This is a genomic window from Microbacterium sp. (assembly GCF_049650565.1).
Lineage (GTDB): Bacteria > Actinomycetota > Actinomycetes > Actinomycetales > Microbacteriaceae > Microbacterium.
In genome coordinates this window covers 1-20969 of record NZ_JBASAK010000051.1, presented here as the reverse complement: position 1 = coordinate 20969, position 20969 = coordinate 1, and the positions used below count along the sequence as shown (strand labels likewise).

18 protein-coding genes and 1 riboswitch are annotated in these 20969 nt (G+C 70.1%); of the genes, 11 read left to right on the top strand and 7 right to left on the bottom strand.

The annotated features are described in order from the left end of the window. From WA967_RS09455 to WA967_RS09435, 5 genes are all read right to left on the bottom strand, one after another. Nucleotides 1-2337 (bottom strand): ABC transporter transmembrane domain-containing protein (locus tag WA967_RS09455; RefSeq protein WP_424421646.1); only part of this gene is annotated, 2337 nt, incomplete at its 3' end. A 266-nt stretch (nucleotides 2338-2603) separates the two neighbouring features. Beyond that, nucleotides 2604-3038, bottom strand: a complete 435-nt coding sequence (locus WA967_RS09450; protein WP_424421643.1) for a GbsR/MarR family transcriptional regulator — start codon at nucleotides 3036-3038, stop codon at nucleotides 2604-2606. Continuing rightward, a complete protein-coding gene (locus WA967_RS09445) occupies nucleotides 3035-3838 on the bottom strand; it encodes an alpha/beta fold hydrolase (RefSeq protein WP_424421641.1) in 804 nt (267 codons plus the stop codon). The genes WA967_RS09450 and WA967_RS09445 overlap by 4 nt, the downstream gene beginning before the upstream one ends. 225 nt (nucleotides 3839-4063) lie before the next feature. Further along, a complete protein-coding gene (gene mfd / locus WA967_RS09440; protein ID WP_424421639.1) occupies nucleotides 4064-7612 on the bottom strand; it encodes a transcription-repair coupling factor in 3549 nt (1182 codons plus the stop codon). Nucleotides 7613-7621: 9 nt separating this feature from the next. Then, nucleotides 7622-8527 carry an EamA family transporter gene (locus tag WA967_RS09435; RefSeq protein WP_424421637.1) on the bottom strand — a complete coding sequence of 302 codons (906 nt, stop codon included), beginning with the start codon at nucleotides 8525-8527 and terminating at the stop codon, nucleotides 7622-7624. 211 nt (nucleotides 8528-8738) lie between these two features. Here WA967_RS09435 and WA967_RS09430 point away from each other — a divergent pair, with 211 nt between their 5' ends. The 6 genes from WA967_RS09430 to ribH all read left to right on the top strand — a co-directional run bounded on the left by WA967_RS09430 (nucleotide 8739) and on the right by ribH (nucleotide 13883). Further along, nucleotides 8739-9302, top strand: a complete 564-nt coding sequence (locus WA967_RS09430) for a GNAT family N-acetyltransferase (RefSeq protein ID WP_424421635.1) — start codon at nucleotides 8739-8741, stop codon at nucleotides 9300-9302. 40 nt (nucleotides 9303-9342) lie between these two features. Further along, a complete protein-coding gene (locus WA967_RS09425) occupies nucleotides 9343-10206 on the top strand; it encodes an Fpg/Nei family DNA glycosylase (protein ID WP_424421632.1) in 864 nt (287 codons plus the stop codon). 52 nt (nucleotides 10207-10258) lie between these two features. Beyond that, nucleotides 10259-10399: riboswitch (FMN riboswitch) on the top strand. Between the two features lie 52 nt (nucleotides 10400-10451). After that, nucleotides 10452-11489, top strand: a complete 1038-nt coding sequence (gene ribD / locus WA967_RS09420) for a bifunctional diaminohydroxyphosphoribosylaminopyrimidine deaminase/5-amino-6-(5-phosphoribosylamino)uracil reductase RibD (RefSeq protein ID WP_424421630.1) — start codon at nucleotides 10452-10454, stop codon at nucleotides 11487-11489. Then, on the top strand, nucleotides 11489-12142 hold the full coding sequence (locus tag WA967_RS09415) for a riboflavin synthase (RefSeq protein WP_424421627.1): 654 nt from the start codon (nucleotides 11489-11491) through the stop codon (nucleotides 12140-12142). The genes ribD and WA967_RS09415 overlap by 1 nt, the downstream gene beginning before the upstream one ends. Beyond that, nucleotides 12139-13413 carry a GTP cyclohydrolase II gene (ribA, locus tag WA967_RS09410; protein ID WP_424421624.1) on the top strand — a complete coding sequence of 425 codons (1275 nt, stop codon included), beginning with the start codon at nucleotides 12139-12141 and terminating at the stop codon, nucleotides 13411-13413. The genes WA967_RS09415 and ribA overlap by 4 nt, the downstream gene beginning before the upstream one ends. After that, nucleotides 13410-13883: a 6,7-dimethyl-8-ribityllumazine synthase gene (gene ribH, locus WA967_RS09405; protein ID WP_424421622.1), complete on the top strand. Its 474-nt coding sequence runs from the start codon at nucleotides 13410-13412 to the stop codon at nucleotides 13881-13883. Before ribA ends, ribH begins: the two co-directional genes overlap by 4 nt. 151 nt (nucleotides 13884-14034) lie before the next feature. Here ribH and WA967_RS09400 read toward each other — a convergent pair whose 3' ends face one another. Then, nucleotides 14035-14460, bottom strand: a complete 426-nt coding sequence (locus WA967_RS09400; RefSeq protein WP_424421620.1) for a DUF2269 family protein — start codon at nucleotides 14458-14460, stop codon at nucleotides 14035-14037. A 259-nt stretch (nucleotides 14461-14719) separates the two neighbouring features. Between WA967_RS09400 and WA967_RS09395 the strand changes: the two genes are divergently transcribed. The 5 genes from WA967_RS09395 to WA967_RS09375 are packed head-to-tail and all read left to right on the top strand — an operon-like array spanning nucleotide 14720 to nucleotide 20485. Beyond that, a complete protein-coding gene (locus WA967_RS09395) occupies nucleotides 14720-15895 on the top strand; it encodes an ABC transporter substrate-binding protein (RefSeq protein ID WP_424421617.1) in 1176 nt (391 codons plus the stop codon). 31 nt (nucleotides 15896-15926) lie between these two features. Beyond that, nucleotides 15927-16805, top strand: coding sequence for a branched-chain amino acid ABC transporter permease (locus WA967_RS09390; protein WP_417554395.1), 879 nt, complete (start codon nucleotides 15927-15929; stop codon nucleotides 16803-16805). A 2-nt stretch (nucleotides 16806-16807) separates the two neighbouring features. Further along, on the top strand, nucleotides 16808-18544 hold the full coding sequence (locus WA967_RS09385; RefSeq protein WP_424421614.1) for an ATP-binding cassette domain-containing protein: 1737 nt from the start codon (nucleotides 16808-16810) through the stop codon (nucleotides 18542-18544). After that, a complete protein-coding gene (locus WA967_RS09380; RefSeq protein WP_424421612.1) occupies nucleotides 18537-19262 on the top strand; it encodes an ABC transporter ATP-binding protein in 726 nt (241 codons plus the stop codon). Before WA967_RS09385 ends, WA967_RS09380 begins: the two co-directional genes overlap by 8 nt. Next, nucleotides 19259-20485, top strand: coding sequence for an alpha-hydroxy acid oxidase (locus WA967_RS09375; RefSeq protein ID WP_424421609.1), 1227 nt, complete (start codon nucleotides 19259-19261; stop codon nucleotides 20483-20485). The genes WA967_RS09380 and WA967_RS09375 overlap by 4 nt, the downstream gene beginning before the upstream one ends. Nucleotides 20486-20584: 99 nt before the next feature. On the opposite strand, the gene WA967_RS09370 is transcribed toward WA967_RS09375, so the two are convergent. Further along, nucleotides 20585-20969 (bottom strand): HAD family hydrolase (locus tag WA967_RS09370; protein WP_424421607.1); only part of this gene is annotated, 385 nt, incomplete at its 5' end.

Sequence of the window (20969 nt, the reverse complement as noted above, 5' to 3'; positions counted from 1 at the left end):
ATTGCCACGCAGATCGTCGGCGGCGGATGCCAGCGCCGAGGTGCCGCGGACGATGGCCGAGCGCGCCGCGATCCGCTCGGCGCCCGCGCCCCGCTCACCGCGGATGGCGAGCACGACAGCCAGGACGACCGCGCAGATCAGCGTGGCCGCGACGAGACCGGTGAGATGCGGGGCGACGGATGCCGTGGTCGCGATCGCGCCCGCGATCACCAGGATGCCCGCACCGATCGGCGGCACGATGCGCGGCAGCTGATCCCGCAGGTCGTCTGCGAGCGTGACCAGGTAGTCCAGCGGAGCTCCGCCCTCGAGCAGCCGCCGCGATCCCGCACCCCGGGCTGCGATGGCACGCCACAGCCGCAGGCGCAGCGCGTCGGTGACCTGGAACGCCGCGCGGTGCGTGACGAGGCGCTCGGCGTAGCGCGCCACCGCGCGTCCGATCCCGAACGCGCGCACGCCCACGATGGCGACCAGCAGGTACATGATGTGCTGCTCCACGCTGGCGCGCACGATCAGCCAGCCCGAGACCGCAGTCAGTCCCGCCGCGAGCCCCGCGGCGAGCGCGCCGAGGAGGACGGATGCCGCCCACAGCCGGGCGTGCGGGCGCAGCAGCGCGGACAGAGTGAGATGCCCGGGCCGCAACGCGGATTGCGGTGCCGCGGATGCCGGGTTCTCCCCCGCCTGCCGCAGCGGCTCGATCCCCGCTGCCGTCGGCGCGCCACTGGCCTCATCGACGTCCGCCTGCCGACCGGCGCCCACGGGCACGGCCGGTGCGATGACGATGCGCCACTCGGCGAGAGCCAGCGTCTCCGGCTCATGGGCGGCCAGCACGACCATGCACGAACGACTGCGGCGCAGCACGGCGTCCCGCACCAGGCCTGCCGCAACCGGGTCGAGATGCGCAGTGGGCTCGTCCAGCACCAGCAGCCGTGCGCCGGCATCCACACCCGCCAGTGCGCGAGCGACGGCCAGCCGACGCAGTTCGCCGGGACTCAGCTCGGCGACGGCGGCATCCGCCAGCGCGCCGAGGCCGAGCTCATCGAGCGCCGCAGGTCCCGCACCGTACAGCGCGAGCTCCTCCCGGGGCGTGGCGGCGAACGCGCGCGGCGCCTGCGGCGCCCATGCCACGGCATCCGGATCCACGCCGTGGATCGCGCCGGTGGTCTCTGCATCCTGCGGAAGCACGCCGGCGAGTGCCGCCAGCAGAGTCGACTTGCCGGCGCCGCTGGGCCCGGTGACGGCCGTGATTCCCTGCACGTCCGCGTCCAGACCGGTCAGCGTCGCGGCATCCCTCCCGGCATAGCGGACCGAGAGCCGCCGGATGCGGACAGCCCCTCCGCCACGGCGGACGTCACGTGCACTCGGCTGCGCCAGCAGCGCATTCGTGCGGTCGAGGGCCGAGAGCCCGTCCTGCGAGGCGTGGAACGCAGTGCCCACATCGCGCAGCGCCTGGAAGCACTCCGGCGCGAGGATCAGCGCGATCAATGCCGGTTCCAGCGTCATGGAGCGGTCCAGCAGGCGGATGCCGAGCACGACCGCGACCACGGCGACGGAGAGCGTGGCGATGAGCTCCAGCGCCAGTGAGGAGAGGAACGCCCAGCGCAGGGTCTCCTGGGTGCGCTGCCGGTAGCGGGTCTGGATGCCGTCCAGCGCCCGGGTCTGCTCCTCGACGCGGCCGAGTCCGACCAGCACGGGAAGTCCGCGGGCGAGTTCCGTGAGGTGATCGGCGAGTCGGGTGAGGGCGGTGAGGGCGGCATCCGTGCGCTGCTGGGTGTGCTTGCCGATGAGGATCATGAACAGCGGCACCAGCGGCACGGTCAGCACGATGATCAGGGCGCTCAGCCAGTCGGCGCCCAGGATCCGGATGCCGACGATCAGCGGCACGACGGCCGCGCCCACCAGGGCGGGCAGCGTCTGCACGTAGTAGTCGTCGAGGTCGTCGAGCCCGTCGGCCGCCAGCACCGCGGTGCCGCCGCTGGGTTCGCCGCCCAGTGCGATGCGTCGCCAGATGCGTCTGCGCAGGTCGAGCTTGACGGTCGTGGCGACCCGCCGCGCGACGACGGACGTCGCCCATTCGCCGCCCACGCGCAGCAGCATGCCGAGGATGCCGCAGAGCAGGATCACCGCCGTGCTGGTCGTGTCGTGCCCGGTGAGCGCGACGATGCCGCGGGCGACGGCCTCGGCGATGAGCACGAGTCCGAGGGCGCGGGATGCCGCCAGCAGGCCCAGTAGGTAGATCGACCGTCGCGGAACCGGTCCGAGCTCGGGCCGGCGGAATCCCGGCGCGTTCTCGGATCGCGCGGCTTCGATCGCCCAGGGGTCGTTCTTGATCGTGCTCACCCGCTAATTCTACGCCGCGTAGAAATTCTGTCGGGCCCCGGGCACGTCGCGCGGGGAAGTGCGCTTGCCGCGGATGAACTCCGGCATCCGATCCGCGCGAAGCGCACATCTCCGAGACTGACGCACGGCTGGTCTGAGCGCATGCCGATCTCCGAGTACGTCGCCTCGATCCGCGCCCGGATCGGCCAGGACCTGCTGATGCTGCCTGCTGTGACCGCGGTTGTCCGCGACGGCGACCGGTCTGAGCGGCACTCACGACCGCGGTCTCAACGGTCGTGACGCGTCCGCAGCATCTCTTCACCGGCGGTCACGTACGACTCGAACAGGTCCGTGACATCGACGAGACGTCGCGCTGCGACATCTCCGTCGGCCAGGCCCTCGGCGTCCCGCAGCGTGCAGATGAAGGCATGCGCGCGCTCGTGACTTGCGGCCAGGAGCTGCTCGAACCCGCCGGCGGCTTCGACGAGCAGGCGACGACTGCCGGGCTGCGGAATCGTGCGGGCCAGCCCCCACGCCGCAAGTGAGCGGACCGCCGTGCTCACGGCACCGCTGCTCAGACGCAGGGACTGCTGAAGCTCCTCGGCCGTCGACGGCTCACCGCGCAGCAGCAGGTGCCCGTACACCCGACCGGTGGCGCGTGGCAGGCGCCATTGCGCGAGCATGTCGCCCATGGCGTCGGCGAAGCGCTCAGCGTCCGTCATGCGGTAACCTCCCGCAGCGCGGAGAGCACGGCCGCCGTGGCGGGTTCCGGTTCATCGAGGGTGACGACGTGTCCGGCTCCCGCGATCACACGCTCGCTGATCCCCTCCTCGGTCGCCCAGGCCGCCATCGCGGCGGCGATGTTGCCGGTGCGGTCCGCCGCGCCACGGATGAGCGCGAGCGGCACCGGCGAGCGGTAGCCAGGGTCGGGTTCGACGAGCGATACGGTGGCCCGCCACACGTCGAGAAAGGTGCGCTTCGGCATCCGTTCGAAGACTGCCTGGATCTCTGCGATCGCACCGGGGCTCACGGCGGAAGCTCTCGCCATCAGCCGCGGCAGGCTCCCGCCGGGCACGAGTGCCAGCATCGGCGCCGCAAGCCGCAGCGCGAGCCGCTCCATCCGCGTCAGCGGGCCGGCGTTCCACGTCGCATCGACGACAATCAGCCCAGCCGCGGTATCCGGATGCCGCCGCACGTGCGCCTGGGAGAGGTTGCCGCCCAGGGAATGACCGACCAGGATCGGCCTCACCGCGCCGCAGGCATCGACCAGCGCACCGAGATCGGCGAGAGCGTCGGATGCCGTGAACCGCGCATCCTCGTGGAGCGCGGACAGCCCGTGCCCACGCAGATCCCAGAGGACCGGCCGGTATCCTTCCCGTCCGGCCGCGGACGCCTGTGCGGCGAACATCGTGTGGTCCATCCCCGCCCCATGCGTGAAGATGACCGGGATGCCGTCGCCGCCGGCATCCGCGAACCTGATCAGCGCTCCCGGGCGCGCCAGCTCCCGATCCAGTTTCACCATTCTCTGAAACTAGCAGTTCAGCACCTCGGCGGGCGGCCGAGCACTGACTTCGCACGGCTGTTCTCGACTCGCGCGGCGCAGATATCCGCAGCGTTGTTCGAGAACAGCAGCGCGGAAGAGCCTGGTGCGTCGAGAACTGCCGCGCGACGCGAGCACTGCCGCGACCCTTCGACAGGCTCAGGAACCCAGGCGGGTAGCGCTCGGGATGTGCCGCACCCGGGCCTCTCAGCCCTGGAGGACCACGGGCTCCGTCTTCACGGGCTCCGGGAACATGGCGGTGAGCAGGTTGCCGACCCAGTCGATCAGGTCGGGGCCGTCGGGACCGGGCATCGGCACGACCAGCGCCTCTCCCCCGCCGACCAGCTTCGCCTTCGGGTACAGGCGCTGAAGACGCACCTTCATGGAATCCGCAAGGCGCGCGGGTGCGACCCGCAGGTTCGAGCCCATCGCCACGACATCCGTCAGACCCGCACGCGCGGCACGGCGGCGCAGCCGCGCGACGGTCACCAGGGTCTGCACCTCCTCGGGCAGCGCGCCGTAGCGGTCGACGAGCTCCTCGGCGACCAGGTCGATCGCGTCATCGGCCGCACCGGCGCCTGCTGCGGAGGACAGCTTCTGGTACGCCTCCAGCCGCAGCCGCTCGCTGTCGATGTAGTGCTCCGGAATGCGCGCGTCCACCGGCAGCTCCAGCCGCAGCTCGACGTCGGAGGTGGTGTCCTCGCCCCGGAATGTGGCGACGGCCTCGCCGATCATGCGCAGGTACAGGTCGAATCCGACGCCGGCGATGTGCCCGGCCTGCTCCGCGCCGAGCAGATTGCCCGCCCCACGCAGCTCGAGGTCCTTCAGCGCGACCTGCATCCCCGCGCCCAGCTCGTTGTTCACGGCGATGGTCTGCAGTCTGTCGGCCGCGGTCTCGCTGAGCGGCTTCGAGTCGTCGTACAGGAAGTACGCGTACGCGCGCTCGCGCCCGCGCCCGACCCGGCCGCGCAGCTGATGCAGCTGGGAGAGGCCGTACTTGTCGGCCCTGTCGATGATGATCGTGTTGGCGTTGGAGATGTCCAGACCGGTCTCGATGATCGTGGTCGAGACGAGCACGTCGTACTTGCGCTCCCAGAAGTCGTCGACGACCTGCTCCAGCTGATGCTCGCCCATCCTGCCGTGCGCGACGGCGATCCGCGCCTCCGGCACCAGCTCGGCCAGCTCCGACGCCACCCGCTGGATGGACTGCACGCGGTTGTGCACGAAGAACACCTGTCCCTCGCGCAGGATCTCGCGGCGGATCGCCGCGGCGATCTGCTTGTCGCTGCGCGGCCCGACGAACGACAGGATGGGGTGCCGGTCCTCCGGCGGGGTCTGCAGGGTGGACATCTCCCGGATGCCGGTGACGGCCATCTCCAGAGTGCGCGGGATCGGGGTCGCACTCATCGCGAGGATGTCGACATTGGTCTTCAGCTTCTTCAGCGCGTCCTTGTGCTCGACGCCGAAGCGCTGCTCCTCGTCGATGATCATGAGCCCGAGGTCCTTGAACACCACCTTCTCGGTGAGGACCCGGTGCGTTCCGATGATCATGTCGACGGAGCCGTCCGCCAGGCCCTGCAGTGTGAGGCGGACCTCCTTGTCTGTCTGGAACCGCGAGAGCGCGCGCACCTGCACGGGGAATCCGGCGAAGCGCTCGGTGAAGGTCTCCATGTGCTGCTTGACCAGGAGAGTGGTCGGCACGAGCATGGCGACCTGCTTGCCCTCCTGGATGGCCTTGAACGCGGCCCGCACGGCCACCTCGGTCTTCCCGAAGCCGACGTCGCCGGACAGCAGCCGGTCCATCGGGATGGACCGCTCCATGTCGGCCTTGATCTCGTCGATGGTCTGCAGCTGGTCGGGGGTCTCGGCGAACGGGAACGCCTCCTCCAGCTCGCGCTGCCACGGCGTGTCCGGTCCGAACGCGTACCCCTTGGAGCTCACCCGCGCGGAGTACAGCTTCACCAGCTCGACGGCGATGTCGCGCACGGCCTTGCGTGCCCTGCCCTTGGCCGCCGACCAGTCGCTGCCGCCCATCTTCGACAGCGTGGGAGCCTCGCCACCGACGTACTTGGACAGCAGGTCCAGCTGGTCGGTGGGCACGTAGAGCTTGTCACCCGGGTATCCGCGCTTGGACGGCGCGTACTCGAGCACCAGGTACTCGCGGGTGGTCTTGACGGCATGGCGCCCGCCGGAGGACACCTCGCGCTTGGTCATCTCCACGAAGCGGCCGATCCCGTGCGTGGTGTGCACGACGTAGTCACCCTGCTTCAGCTGCAGCGGATCGACCACGTTGCGGCGCCGGGACGCGAGCTTGCGCACCACGCGCTGATCCCCGCCGATGGTGCGTCCGTAGAACTCGCTGTCGGTGAGCACCGCCAGCTTCGCCTCGGGTACCTGGAAGCCGGATTCCACGGCACCCACGACGAGCGTCGCGACACCGGCATCCGGAGCATCGACAAGACCCTCCACCGCGCGCGCGGCCAGACCGCGATCACTGAGCACGTCACGGGCACGCTCGACCAGGCCCTGCCCGGAGGCGATGACGACCACGCGCCAGCCCTCCCCCAGGCGCGCCTGCACGAACGAGATCGCGCCGTCGACGTTGCCGTGGAAGGACGGGATGATCGAGGAGTCCAGGTTCGCGGCGTCGGTGTCGTCCGAGGCGAACGCGCTCAGCCGCCACCAGACGCCGTCACGGCCGCGGACGATCTCACGCAGCCGGGCGATGGAGATGAAGTCGCCTGCGTCGAGGTCGATGGGCGCGGAGGCGCCCGAGGTCGCGGCGCTCCACGCGGCTTCCAGGAACTCCCGGTTGGTCTCGCCGAGGTTCTGCGCGCGGGCGCTCGCGCGCTCCGGGTCGACGACCGCGGTGGCCGACCCCTCCGGCAGGTACTCGGCGAGCGTCACCAGGGGGCCGGCGACGGCCGGCAGCAAGGATTCCATGCCTTCGACGGGTATGCCCTCGGCCATCTTCTCCAGCATCCCGGAGATGGCGGGGAACGCGCTCACGAGCGCAGCGGCGCGCTCGCGCACCTCGGCGGTCAGCAGCAGCTCGCGGCTGGCGGGCAGCTCGACCGACGCGACATCGCCGGGCAGCGAGCGCTGGTCGGAGACCGAGAATGCGCGGATCTGATCGACCTCGTCGCCGAAGAACTCCACGCGCGCGGGGTGATCGGCCGTCGGCGGGAACACATCCAGGATGCCGCCGCGCACGGCGAACTCTCCGCGACGAGAAACCATGTCCACTCGGGAGTACGCCCGCTCGACGAGCTGCTCCACGGCATCCTCCAGCTCGATTCCGCGACCGCCCAGCCGCAGGTCGAGAGGGACGGCATCACCGAGGTTCGCAGCCACCGGCTGCAGGGCCGCCCGCACCGAAGCCACCACGATCAGCGGCTTGGAGCCGTCCCAGGTGGTGATTCGGCGCAGCGTGGCCAGCCGCCGCCCGACCGTGTCGGGGCTGGGGCTCAGGCGCTCGTGCGGCAGCGTCTCCCAGGCCGGGAAGGTGAGGATCTCGGCGTCCGCCAGGTAGGTGCCCAGCGCCGCCGCCACCGACTCGGCCCGGCGGCCGGTCGGCGTGACGACAAGAGCGGATGCCGGCTGTCCCGCCTGTGCGCGCTTGGCCAGCAGCCCGGCGATGACCGGGGCGTCGAGCCCGTCGACCACCGAGATCTCGCCATCGGTCTGCGCCCAGGTGAGGGCGTCGCGGTACAGGTTCGCCTCTTCCAAGGCGCGCAGAATCCCTGGAACAGTCACCGGAGAAGTCTAATCGGCCGCGCCGACCTCCGGCGCTGTCGGACGTCGGCGAGCGGCCCGGAATCCCTCGACCGCCAGCAGCGCGAGGGCTGCGGCGAGGATGCCGTAGGCCACGGCATCCGCTCCCTGCATCCGCTCCCCCAGCACGAACGCCACCCCGACCAGCAGCACCGGCTCGACATAGCTCAGCAGCCCGAACACCGGCATCGAGAGCATGCTGGACGCCGCGAGATACAGGATCATGCCGAATCCGCCGAGCAGGCCGACCGCGGCGAGACCCATGAGCTCCGGCACCGGCAGCGGGCCGGGAACCGCGGTGACCAGAGCGATGACGGCGAGCGGCGACATGAGCGCCAGTTCCATGCCGAACACCAGCGGGCCGTCCAGTCCGAAGCGCTGCCGCACGACGAAGTAGACCGCGTACGGGACGCAGATGGCGATCGTCGCCCACGACAGCTGCGGGGTCGCCGCGATCTTCACCACGACGGCCACCACCGCCAGCGCCACGACCGCCCATTGCATCCGGCTGACGTGCGCGTGCAGGATGAAGCGCCCGCCCAGCACCAGCGTGATGGGCAGCAGCAGATAGCCCAGCGACGCATCCAGGCCGTGCCCGTGCATGGGCGCCCACATGAACAGCCACAGCTCGAAACCCACGATCGAGGCCAGCAGCAGCGCCAGCAGCGGCATCCACCAGCGGGTGCGCAGCCGGCGCATCAGCACTCCCAGCTCCCGCCGGGATGCCGGCATCCACAGCGCCAGCAGATACAGCCCCAGCGTGACGAACACGCGCCAGGCCCACACGACTTCGGCCGAGGAGTTCAGTTGCGCGGTCAGGTAGAAGATGCTCGCGAACAGGGCGGATGCCAGCAGCGAGACCCCCACGCCACGGGGCGATGAGCGCTGCGTCGTCATGGCCGTCCTCCCAGGGCTCGCGGCGGAACGGCCGTGTGTGACATTCTACTGAGCAACGCGGTCGGCCGACATGTCTGCTCGGCGTGCGGCCTGTGACGGATCACGGGAGCCGGCGAGCACTCGCCGCGTGTCGAGACCCGCCAGGCGTGAGACACGCCGTGCACGCATCGGAGCATCAGTGATCCGGCACCGCACCCTCTAGCGTGGACGGATGGAACCTGTCATCCTGCGCACCGACCGGCTCGTCCTCTCGATCCCGACCGAGGCCGACGTCGATGCGATCACCGCCGCCTGCCAGGATCCGGAGGTGCCACGCTGGACGACCCTGCCGAGCCCGTACTCCCGGTCGGATGCCGAGGGCTTCATCGGGCTCGTGGAATCGTGGTGGGCCGATGGCGTGGAGACCGTGTGGGCCATCCGCCGCGACGGCGCACTCGCGGGCATGGTCGGTCTGCACCGGATCACGCGGCATCCGTCCGGCGGCGACGCCGAGATCGGCTACTGGGCCACCGCCGCGCACCGCGGCCAGGGGGTGATGGGCGAGGCCTCCCGTGCAGTGGTGGACTACGCCTTCGACGAGCTGAAGCTGGCCCGCCTGACCTGGCGGGCCGTGGTCGGCAACGTGCCGTCGGCCCGCACCGCCCGCGGACTCGGCTTCCGCTACGAGGGGATGCTGCGCCAGGGCCTCGCCGGCCCGCGCGGCCGTGACGACGGCTGGATCGCAGGACTGCTGGCCGGCGACGACCGGACACCCGTGGAGTGGCCGGTGCTCTGAGACTCTGTCGCATGTCGGCGCCGGATGCCAGGATGGCAGCATGCCCGAGATGCCGGAGGTGCAGGGGCTCGTCGACTTCCTCGGCGAGCGCGCGGCGGCGCACGCCATCACCCGCACGAGCGTGGGCGAGATCGCGGCGCTGAAGACCTTCGATCCCCCGCACACGGCGCTGACGGGTGCGGTGATCACCGCGACAGCCAGGCACGGCAAGTTCCTCGACCTGGTCTGCGGTGACGATCTGCATCTGGTGTTCCACCTGGCCAAGGCCGGCTGGCTGCGCTGGTACGACGCCCTGCCGACCACGCTCATCAAGCCGGGCAGGAGCCCCATCGCACTTCGGGTGGCGCTGGACGACGGCAGCGGGTTCGACCTCACCGAGGCCGGCACCAAGAAGTCCCTCGCCGTGTACGTCGTGCGCACCCCGCAGGATGTGCCCGGCATCGCCCGGCTCGGCCCCGACCCGCTGGATCCGGCGTTCACGCGCGACGCGTTCGCATCCCTGCTGGCGGGCAGGCGGATGCAGATCAAGGGCCTGCTGCGCGATCAGGGCCTGATCGCCGGCATCGGCAACGCGTACAGCGACGAGATCCTGCATGTGGCGAAGATGTCGCCCTACGCACCGGCGGGCAGCCTCGATGACGCCGGGGTCGACCGGCTGTACGAGGCCATGCAGTCCACCCTGCGCGAGGCGATCAGGGTGGCGTCGGGCAAGCCGCCCGCGCAGCTGAAGGATGCCAAGCGGGCGGGCTTCCGCGTGCACGCCCGCCGCGGCGAGGCCTGCCCGGTGTGCGGCGACACCGTGCGCAGCGTGTTCTTCGCCGACAGGAGCCTGGAGTACTGTCCCACCTGCCAGACGGGCGGGAAGATCCTCGCCGACCGCCGGCTGTCGCGGCTGTTGAAGTGAATGTGACGGGGAATGAATCATCTGCGGGCGTGTTGAGTAGACTCAGAGCATCAACGTGCTCCGGGGTCGGTGAGAATCCGAACCGGCGGTGACAGTCCGCGAACGCCTGGTCACAGGCGCCGAGCTGGTGGAATTCCAGCACCGACGGTGATGCGAACCCAGGTTCGCTAGTCCGGAGGAGAGGCAGCACGGGTGACACGTACGTGCGTGGAGCCTGCCCCCGGAGATCCAGAAGAGGACGACGGATGGCATCCACGCAGGCGGAACGCGAGGCGATGACCCGCGCGCTCGCACTGGCTGCGAACGGCCCGCGAAGCACGAACCCGCAGGTCGGCGCCGTCATCCTCTCCGCCTCCGGGGAGATCCTCGCCGAGGGCTGGCATCGCGGCTCGGGCACCCCGCACGCCGAGGTCGACGCGCTCTCGAAGCTCGCGCCGGGCGCGGCAGCGGGTGCCACGGCCATCGTGACCCTGGAGCCCTGCAACCACACCGGCCGCACCGGTCCGTGCTCGCAGGCGCTGATCGACGCCGGCATCAGCCGCGTGGTCTACGCGCTGGACGACCCGAACCCGCGCGCCTCAGGCGGCGCCGACCGCATGCGCACCGCCGGCGTCGAGGTCGAATCCGGAGAGCAGGCGGATGCCGCGGAAGCGCTCATTCACGATTGGATCACCGTGCAGCGGATGCGCCGCCCGCACGTCACCGTGAAGTGGGCGCAGAGCCTGGATGGCCGCGCCGCGGCATCCGACGGCACCAGCCAGTGGATCACCGGCCCCGCCGCCCGCGCCGACGTGCACCGCCGCCGCGCGGCATCCGACGCCATCGTCGTCGGCACCGGAACCGTCCTCGCCGACGACCCGTCGCTCACGGCCCGCGACGGCGATGCCCTGCATGAGCACCAGCCGATCCCCGTCGTGATCGGATCGCGCGAGACCCCGGCGCATGCCGCGGTGCGGAGCCATCCGCACAGGCCACTGTTCTACGAGACCCATGACCTGGCCTCCGTGCTCGAGGACCTGCGCGCCCGCGGCATCCAGCGGGTGCTCGTGGAGGGCGGGCCGACGCTGGCCAGTGCGTTCCTCGCCGCCGGCCTCGCCGACACTGTGCTGGCATACCTCGCCCCGGTGCTGCTGGGCGGGGAGCACCTCGCGCTCACGGACATCGGCGTGCCGACCATCACGGCCGCACGCCGCCTGATCATCGACGAATGGCTGCCCCTGGGCGATGACCTGCTGGCCGTCGCACACCCGGCGGCAGGCGAGAACTCGGAAGAAGGAGACTGATGTTCACCGGAATCATCGAGGAGATCGGCGAGATCGCGCAGATCGCGCCGTCCGGCGACGGCTGGCGGCTCACGGTGCGCGCACCGGGCGCCGCAGCGGATGCCGTGCACGGCGAGTCCATCGCCGTCAGCGGCGTGTGCCTGACCGTCGTCGACTCCACGCCCGACACGTTCGACGCGGATGTCATGAAGCAGACCCTCGACGTGTCGGCGCTGGGTGCGCTGAGCGTCGGATCGCGCGTGAACCTCGAGAAGGCCATGCCGGTCGGCGCCCGCCTGGGCGGCCACATCGTGCAGGGGCACGTCGACGGCACCGGCAGCGTGCTCGAGGTGCGCCCGGGCGACCAGTGGCGCGTGCTGCGCATCTCACTGCCCGCCGACCTGGCACCGCTCGTGGTCGACAAGGGCTCGATCAGCGTCGCCGGAACGTCGCTCACGGTGAGCGCGGTGAGCCCGGTCACGGAGAGGGATGCCTGGTTCGAGATCTCCCTGATCCCCGAGACCCTCGAAGCCACCACCCTCGGCGCGCTGACCCCCGGCGACGTCGTGAATCTTGAGACCGACATCCTCGCCCGCCACGTGGAGCGCCTGCTGGCATTCCGCACAGCCCAGGACACCGCCCAGGACACCGCCCAGGAAGGAGGCTCGCTATGAGCCTTTCCACCATCGAAGAGGCCCTCGACGCGCTGCGCGCCGGCAAGCCGGTGATCGTCGCCGACGACGAGAACCGCGAGAACGAGGGCGACATCATCATCTCCGCCGAGCTCGCCACCCCCGAGGTCATGGCGCGCATGGTGCGCTGGACCTCCGGCCTGATCTGCGCGCCGATGCCCGCCGACCTCGCCGACCGCCTGAACCTGCCTCCCATGGTCGCCAGCAACGAGGACGCCCGTTCGACCGCCTACACCGTCAGCGTCGACGCCGCCGAGGGAGTGACCACCGGCATCAGCGCGCACGACCGCTCGCTCACGCTGAACACGCTGGCGAACCCCGACTCCACCGCCAAGAGCATCATCCGGCCGGGCCACATTCTGCCGCTGCGCGCCGTCGACGGCGGTGTGCGCGAGCGCGGCGGGCACACCGAGGCCGCTGTCGAGCTGATGCGCCTGGCAGGACTGCAGCCGGTCGGCGCCATCGCCGAGGTCGTGGCCGACGACGGCAGCATGATGCGCCTGCCCGAGCTGCAGGAGCTGGGCGCTCGCGAAGGCATGCCGGTGATCACCATCGCGCAGCTGATCGTGCACCTGAACGAGACCGACCCCCGCGACGAGGCCGACTGCCGTGCGACGAAGACCGGCCGCCGGGTGAGCCTGCGCGCCGACGCCACGGTCCCGACCGTGCACGGCACCTTCCGGTTCCTGGCCTACAAGGATCGCGTCACCGGCACCGACCAGATCGCCGTGGTCTCCGGCACCCCTGGTGAGACGGCGCTGGTGCGCGTGCACTCGGAGTGTCTGACCGGCGAGGCGTTCGGCTCGCAGAAGTGCGAATGCGGCCCGCAGCTGCAGGCCGCCCTCGACCTGATCGATGCGGAGGGCGGCGTGGTCATCTACATGCGCGGTCACGAGGGCCGGGGCATCGGCCTGCTGAACAAGCTGCGCGCCTACCATCTGCAGGAGAACGGCCTGGACACCGTCGACGCGAACCTAGCGCTCGGTTTCCCGGCCGACGCCCGCGACTACGCGGCCGCAGCCGGCATCCTGGCTGACCTCGGCATCTCCAAGGTGCGTCTGCTGACCAACAACACCGACAAGGTCGCGCAGCTGCGCGAGCTCGGCCTGGATGTCGTCGAGCAGGTGCCCCTGATCGTCGGCGTCGGCCCGAACAACCACCAGTACCTCGAGACCAAGCGCGACCGCATGGGCCACATCATCGGCGAAGCCGAGCTTGCCGCTGCGCTCGCCCACGGAAAGGAAGACGCATGAGCGGCGCCGGAGCCCCCACCACCTCCCCGGTCGATGGGACGGGCCTGCGGGTCGTCGTCATCGCCGGCACCTGGCACGAGGTCATCTCGAACGGCCTGATCGCCGGCGCGCAGCGCGTGCTGGAGGCATCCGGCGCCGAGCACACGCTGGTGCGCGTGCCCGGGTCGTTCGAGCTGGCGGTGGCCGCACAGGCGGCGTTCGCAGGCGGAGCGGATGCCGTGGTCGCGCTCGGCGTGATCATTCGCGGCGGCACTCCGCATTTCGAGTACATCTCCGCGGCCACCACCGACGGGCTCACCCGGGTGGCGCTGGACGCCGGCCGCCCGGTCGGCTTCGGAGTGCTCACCCTCGAGGACGAGCAGCAGGGCCTGGACCGTGCGGGCCTCGCGGGCTCGAAGGAGGACAAGGGCGCCGAGGCCGCCGAGGCCGCGTTGCGCACCGCCCGCGTGATCGCCCAGCTGCGGGGCTGATCAGCTTCGACCCTTCGACAGGCTCAGGGACCCAGATCAATGGGCCGCTGAGCGACAAGCTCAGGGACCCAGATGATGGGTCGCTGCGCCTGTCCAAGCGCTGCGACAGATGGGTCGCTGAGCCTGTCGAAGCGTCGTAGCGCTGATCCGGTCAGTGCACGACCATGAGCACGACGACCAGGAGCAGCAGCAGGCTCGTGATGCCGCTGAACGCGGCGACCGCGCCATAGGCGGCGGGCTTGGTGCCGGCGGATGCGCCCTCGACCTGGTCCGCGGCCTTGCGCATCTGCGGCACCACGACGAAGGTGCTCAGCACGAACGCGATGACATAGGCGATGGTCGACACCAGAATCCACCAGGCGCCCATGCTGATCTTCCACATGCCGGCGACGCCGAATCCGAACAGGACGGTGAGCAGGGACAGCCAGGAGAAGAGCGCGGTCGATTTCGCAAGGCTGCGCACCGCTGAGGCGTTGCCGGAGCGCAGTGTGCGCAGGCCGGTCATCGGGATGACGGCCATCGGGCCGACGATGAAGACGGCGGTGATGACGTGCAGGACGATCATGACGGTACCCATAGGGAGAGCTTACGGGTCCGGCGCCCCAGATTCCGGGCATCCGCTTCTCGGGCGCGGATCAGGCTCTTCTCGCACTGACATGTGACATGTCACCGGGTTCGGCAGCGCGCGATCGCACGCGTATGATCGTGTCATCCGCGCACTGCGCCGCCCATCGTCGAGGCTGACGGCGGCGTGAACGCGGATCGCCCGGCACATGCACGGGCGGCCTTGCACCGGGGCAGCTCCCACTGTGGCCTCGACGATCCTGGAGGTTCACATGCGCAAGATGTTCCGCAACGCAGCTCTGCTCTCGGCATCCGTGCTCCTGCTCGCCGGCTGCAGCGCCACGCCCGCCGGAAACGGCGACGCGAGCAGCGGCAGTCTGAAGGGCAGCGGGTCGGGCGACTCCTGCACCATCGACGGCACCGTGCCCGTGGGCGCGGCCCTCAGCCTGACGGGAGCCGCCGCCAGCTACGGCGTCTCGCAGCAGAACGGCCTGAAGCTCGCTCTGAAGGACCTCAACGCCAAGAAGGGCGTCAAGTACGACCTGAAGATCGAGGACGACGGCACCGACCCGAAGCAGGCCATCGGCGTCTTCGAGAAGTTCGTCTCCGACAATGTCAGCGCCATCATCGGACCCACCCTCTCCAACACCGCCTTCCAGGCGCAGCCCGTCGCACAGGACGGCAACGTCCCCGTCGTGGCCATCTCCAACACCGCCGCCGGCATCACCGCGCAGGGCGACCACATCTTCCGCGTCTCCCTCACCGAGGGCCAGGTCATCCCGCAGACCATCAAGGCCGCCGTGAAGAAGGACGACCTGAAGAAGGTCGTCGTCATGTACAGCAACGACGACGCGTTCACCGAGTCCGGTTACAAGGTCATGGCCGACTCGCTGAAGAAGGAGGGCGTCGACGTGCTCGACACCCTGAAGTTCTCCGTCAAGGACACCGACTTCCGCAGCCTGCTGACGGCGGCGAAGGAGAAGAACCCCGACGCCATCGTCGTCTCGGCGCTGATCGAGGCCGCCATCCCACTGGTCACCCAGGCCCGAGAGCTCGGCATCACTGCACCGATCATCGGCGGGAACGGTTTCAACAACCCGCAGCTCATGAAGGACGCCGGGCCCGCAGCCGAGGACGTCATCGTGGGTGCGGCGTGGAACTCGGCATCCGACAGCCCCGAGAACACGAAGTTCATGAAGGAGTACCAGGACGAGTACGGCTCCGGCCCCGACCAGTTCGCCGCACAGGCGTACACGGGTCTGCTGGCTGTGGACTACGCGGTGCGCGCCAACTGCTCCGGTGAGCACGCCGACATCCAGAAGGGCCTGACCCAGGTGAAGGGCCTGACGACCCCGCTGGGCTCGCTGACCATCAACAAGGACCGTGACGCCGAGCACAACGCCGTCGTGCAGATCGTCAAGGATGGCAAGTTCGCGGTTCTGAACTGATCGCCGCTCCGACGACCCGCCGGGAGACTCCATGCTGCAGCAGCTGCTGAACGGCCTGTTCCTCGGTTCGATCTACGCACTGTTCGCCATCGGCTTCACGCTGGTGTTCGGCATCCTGGATCGACTGAATCTGGCCCATCCGTCCGTGTTCGCCGCTTCGGCGTTCGTCGGCATCTGGTTGACGGATGCCTTCGATCTGCCGCTGTGGCTGGTGTTGATCCTCGTGTTCGCATTCGGCGTGATCATGGGGCTGATCATCGAGCGCGTCGCGTTCCGTCCCCTCAAGGACAGGCCGGATGCGCACTTCGCGGGGCTGATCTCGTCGATCGCCCTGGCGGGGATGATCATCGCGCTGCTGCAGGCCGCCTTCGGCCCGAACACGCGACGGTTCCCGGTGGGCACGATCCCGGAGGACGCGCTGAACCTCGGCGGGCTCACGGCCAGCTGGCTGCAGATCATCATCCTGGCGATCTCGCTGGGGCTGATGATCGCGCTGAGTCTGCTGGTGCAGCGATCCTCGCTCGGCCGCTCCATGCGCGCCGTGGCCGAGAATCCGACCGCCGCGCGCGTGCTGGGGGTGAACGTCGACGGGGTGACCTCGATGACGTTCGCGATCTCCACGGCACTGGGCGCCGTGGCCGGCGTGCTGTTCGCCCTGAACGTGAACAGCGCGCAGCTGGGCATGGGCAGCGCGATCGAGCTGAAGGGCCTCGCGGTCATCATCGTCGGCGGGATGGGGTCGCTCTCCGGTTCGCTGGTGGGCGGCCTCATCCTCGGCATCGCCGAGGTGTTCGCCATCCAGTACATCGGCTCCAGCTGGCGCGACCTGATCGCGTTCGCGCTGCTGTTCATCATCCTGCTGGTGCGGCCCGAGGGCATGTTCGGCAAGCGCAAGGTGCGTGAGGTCTGACCATGATCACCGAATCGACTCTCGTCTTCATCGCCCTCAACGGCGTCTTCGCGTTCTCCTTCTATGCGGTGCTCGTCGCCGGGCAGCTCTCGCTCGCGCAGGCAGGCTTCGCCGGCATCGCGGGATTCACGGCGGTGGCCCTCACCCCGAAGCCCGAGGCCTGGGGCGACATCCCCACGCTGCTGTTCGCCATGGTGATCGGCATGCTGGTCGGAGCCATCACAGCCGTCATCCTCGGGCTTCCCACCATGAAGCTGCGCGGCGTGTACCTCGCCATCGCCACGCTCGGCTTCGCAGAGGCCATCCGCATCTTCCTGTTGAACTCGGAGTGGACCGGCGGGGCGCAGGGCATGTCGGTGCCCAAGATCCTCACCCCCGCGTTCGCGTGGATCCTCCTGGCCGTCGTCACGTACTGGTTCGCCCGGCAGTCCCGCTCCCGGTACGGTCGGGCGCTGGAGGCGATCCGTGAGGACGAGCTGGCGGCCCGCTCGATCGGCATCAACGTCGGCGGGCACCGCCTCTCGGCCTTCGTGGCGGCCGGAGTGCTGGCGGGCCTGTACGGCGTGATGTGGGCGTACTACGTGCGCCTGATGGCGCCGGAGGACTTCGGCTTCTCCACCGCCATCGACGGCCTGGTCACCGCGGTGGTCGGTGGCACGGCCAACTTCATCGGCCCCCTGCTCGGCAGCGGGTTCCAGACCATGCTCCCCGAGCTGCTGCGCGAGACCGGTGTCGCGGCGGGCTGGATCCGCCCGTTCATCTCCGGCCTGGCGCTGCTGCTGGTGATCCTGTTCCTGCCCGGCGGCATCGCCAGCCTCATCCCGCGTCGCCGCCAGAAGGTTGACGTCGCGGCCCTGCAGGCGGATGCCGCGCAGCTGGCGCTGCGCACGCACCCCGCGGCCGGTGAGCCGATCGTCGTGCTGAAGGATCTCGCCAAGGAGTACGGCGGCGTGCACGCCGTGCGAGGCGTCGACCTGACCGTGCGCAGCGGCGAGGTGGTGGGACTGATCGGCCCCAACGGCGCCGGCAAGACCACGCTGGTCAACATGATCTCCGGGCTCATCCCGCCGTCGTCCGGCTCGGCCACCGTGCTGGGGATGACGATCGGGAAGATCCCCGTGCACAGGATCGCCGCCGCCGGCGTGACGCGCACCTTCCAGCACTCCAAGCTGTTCAACCAGCTCACGGCGCTGGAGAACGTGCTGATCGGCGCGCACGTGGTGGCGAAGCCGACGTTCCTGCGTCGGCTGCTGTGGCTGCCCTCGGCACGCCGCGACGAGCGCACCGCGCTGGCGCATGCCGCTCGCTGCCTGGAGCGCGTGGGGCTGCTGGATCAGGCCAACACCCGCGCGAAGGGTCTCTCCTACGGTGACCAGCGCCGCTTGGAGATCGCCCGCGCCCTGGCCGCCGATCCGTCGCTGCTGATCCTCGACGAGCCGGCCGCCGGCATGAACCACGTCGAGGCCGACGGTCTGAGCGACCTGATCAAGGACCTGTCGGCCGACGGCCTGACGATCATCTTCATCGAGCACAACGTGGGCATGGTGCTGGACACCTGCGACCACATCGTCGTGCTGAACTTCGGCGAGGTGCTGGCCGACGGCACGCCGGAGCAGATCGCCGCCGACGAGCGCGTGATCGAGGCATACCTGGGTGCGGCCGAGGAGGCGGACGCCGATGCGGACGCGCCTGCCGCGGCATCCGCCACCGCACAGTCCGCGGAGGAGAGCAATGACTGAGCCGCTGCTGAGCGTGAAGGACCTGTCGGTCTCGTACGGGCGGGTGCACGCCGTGCGCGGCGTCTCGTTCGATGTCGCTGCGGGCACGCTGGTGACGCTGGTGGGAGCCAACGGCGCCGGGAAGTCGTCCATCATCAACGCCATCTCGGGTCTGGTGCGTCCGTCGGGCGGGAGGATCCTGTTCGAGGGCGCCGACATCACGAAGACCAAGTCGCACCGGCTGGTGCCGCAAGGGCTCGTGCAGGTGCCCGAGGGCCGCCAGATCCTGGCGACCATGACCATCGCCGAGAACCTGCAGATGGGCGCCCGCTCATACGGCCCCGGCGCGGCAGCCGGCATCGACGAGATGTACCAGCGCTTCCCCGTGCTGGGCGAGCGACGCAAGCTGGCGGCGGGCTCGCTCTCCGGCGGCGAGCAGCAGATGCTGGCCATCGCGCGCGCCATGCTGGCGCGGCCCAAGCTCATCCTGATGGACGAGCCGTCGATGGGCCTGGCGCCCAAGATCGTCAACGAGGTGTTCGGCGTGATCGACGAGGTGCTCGCAGGGGGCACGACGGTGCTGCTGGTGGAGCAGAACGCCCGTCGCGCGCTGCAGGCGGCCCACGAGGGGCACATCCTGCAGAACGGCGAGATCGTGCGCTCGGGCGCATCCGAGGATCTGCTGGCCGACGACGACATCATCCAGGCCTACCTGGGCACGGGACGGGCGAGGGAATGACCCTTCCCCCACGGCGGATCGCGCGTCGCGTCCCCACCTGGGGCGCCGTGGCACCGCTGCTGGGTTTCCGCAAGCCGGTATGGGACCGCGTGGACCGGCGGCTCGCGCAGGCCATGACCGTGAAGGATCTGGCCCGCATCGCCCGGCGCACCACCCCGCGATCGGTGTTCGACTACGTGCACGGCGCCGCCGAGGACGAGCTGAGCATCGCCCGCGCGCGGCGCGCGTTCGCGAGCGTGGAGTTCGAACCGCGGGTGCTGCACGATGTGGCATCCGTCGACACGTCGACGACGATCCTCGGGCAGCCGGCATCCTTCCCGCTGATCATGGCGCCCACCGGGTTCACCCGGATGATGCAGCACGAGGGCGAGATCGCGGTCGCGCGGGCCGCCGCCCGTGCCGGTGTGCCGTACACGCTCTCGACCATGGGCACCACCTCGCCGGCGGAGCTCGCAGGGGCCGTGCCGGGCGGCGAGAACTGGTTCCAGCTGTATCTGTGGAAGGACCGCGACGGCACTCGCAGACTGGTCGAGGAGGCCCGCCGCACCGGCTACGACACGCTCGTGCTCACGGTCGACACCCCCGTGGCCGGCAACCGCCTGCGCGACGCCCGCAACGGGCTGACGATCCCGCCCACGCTGAACCTGAAGACCATGTGGGACATGGCCTGGCACCCGGCATGGTGGTTCAACGTGCTCACCACCGACCCCATCGAGTTCGCCAGCCTGCGCTCGTTCGACGGCACCGTCGCCGAGCTGGTGGCGAAGATGTTCGACCCGTCGCTGAAGATCGAGGATCTCGCCTGGCTGCGTGAGGAGTGGTCCGGCAAGCTCGTGGTCAAGGGCATCCAGTCCGTCGCCGACGCGCAGCGGGTGGTGGATGCCGGTGCCGACGCGCTCGTGGTCTCCAACCACGGCGGACGCCAGCTGGACCGCGCACCCACTCCCCTGCGGCTGCTGCCCGACGTAGCAGCGGCTGTCGGCGACCGCGCGGAGATCTTCCTGGACACCGGCATCCTCTCCGGCGCCGACGTCCTCGCCGCCGTCGGGCTGGGCGCGGATGCCTGCATGGTGGGGCGCGCGTACCTGTACGGCCTGATGGCCGGCGGCGAGCGCGGCGTGGACCGGATGCTGCAGCTGATGCGCGCCGAGGCCGTGCGCACCATGCAGTTGACCGGCACGTCGACGATCGGCGAGCTGCGCGGGCGGGTGCGGCTGGGCTGAGCGGCGCGGCATTCCGGCGGAGATGTGCAGTCTCACGGAGCATGCTGCGCCGTGAGCTCCGCAGACGTGCAGATCTCCGACGCTATGCGACGGGTTGACTCAGATGCCGACGAGGAACTCCTCGATCGCGGCGATCGTCGTCGCGTTGTCGCAGTGCAGGATGCCGCGGATGCCGACAGCCGCGGCGCCGTCGATCTGCTCCTGGTGGTCGTCGATGAACAGCACCTCGGCGGGGTCGGCATCCAGCCGGCGCAGCGCCAGCAGGTACGCCTGCGGGTCGGGCTTGTTCACGCCCTGCTCGTGGCTGTAGCAGATCGGGTCGAAGATCTCCGAGAAGCCGAATCGCCGCTCCTCCTCCTCGCGGGCGCCGTCGGCGGAGTTCGACAGGATGGCCAGCCCCGCGCGGCCCTTCAGTGAGCGCGCGTATTCGATGAGCTCGGCGTTCGCCGTGCCGCAGTAGGCGTCCCAGAAGTCGGCGCGCATG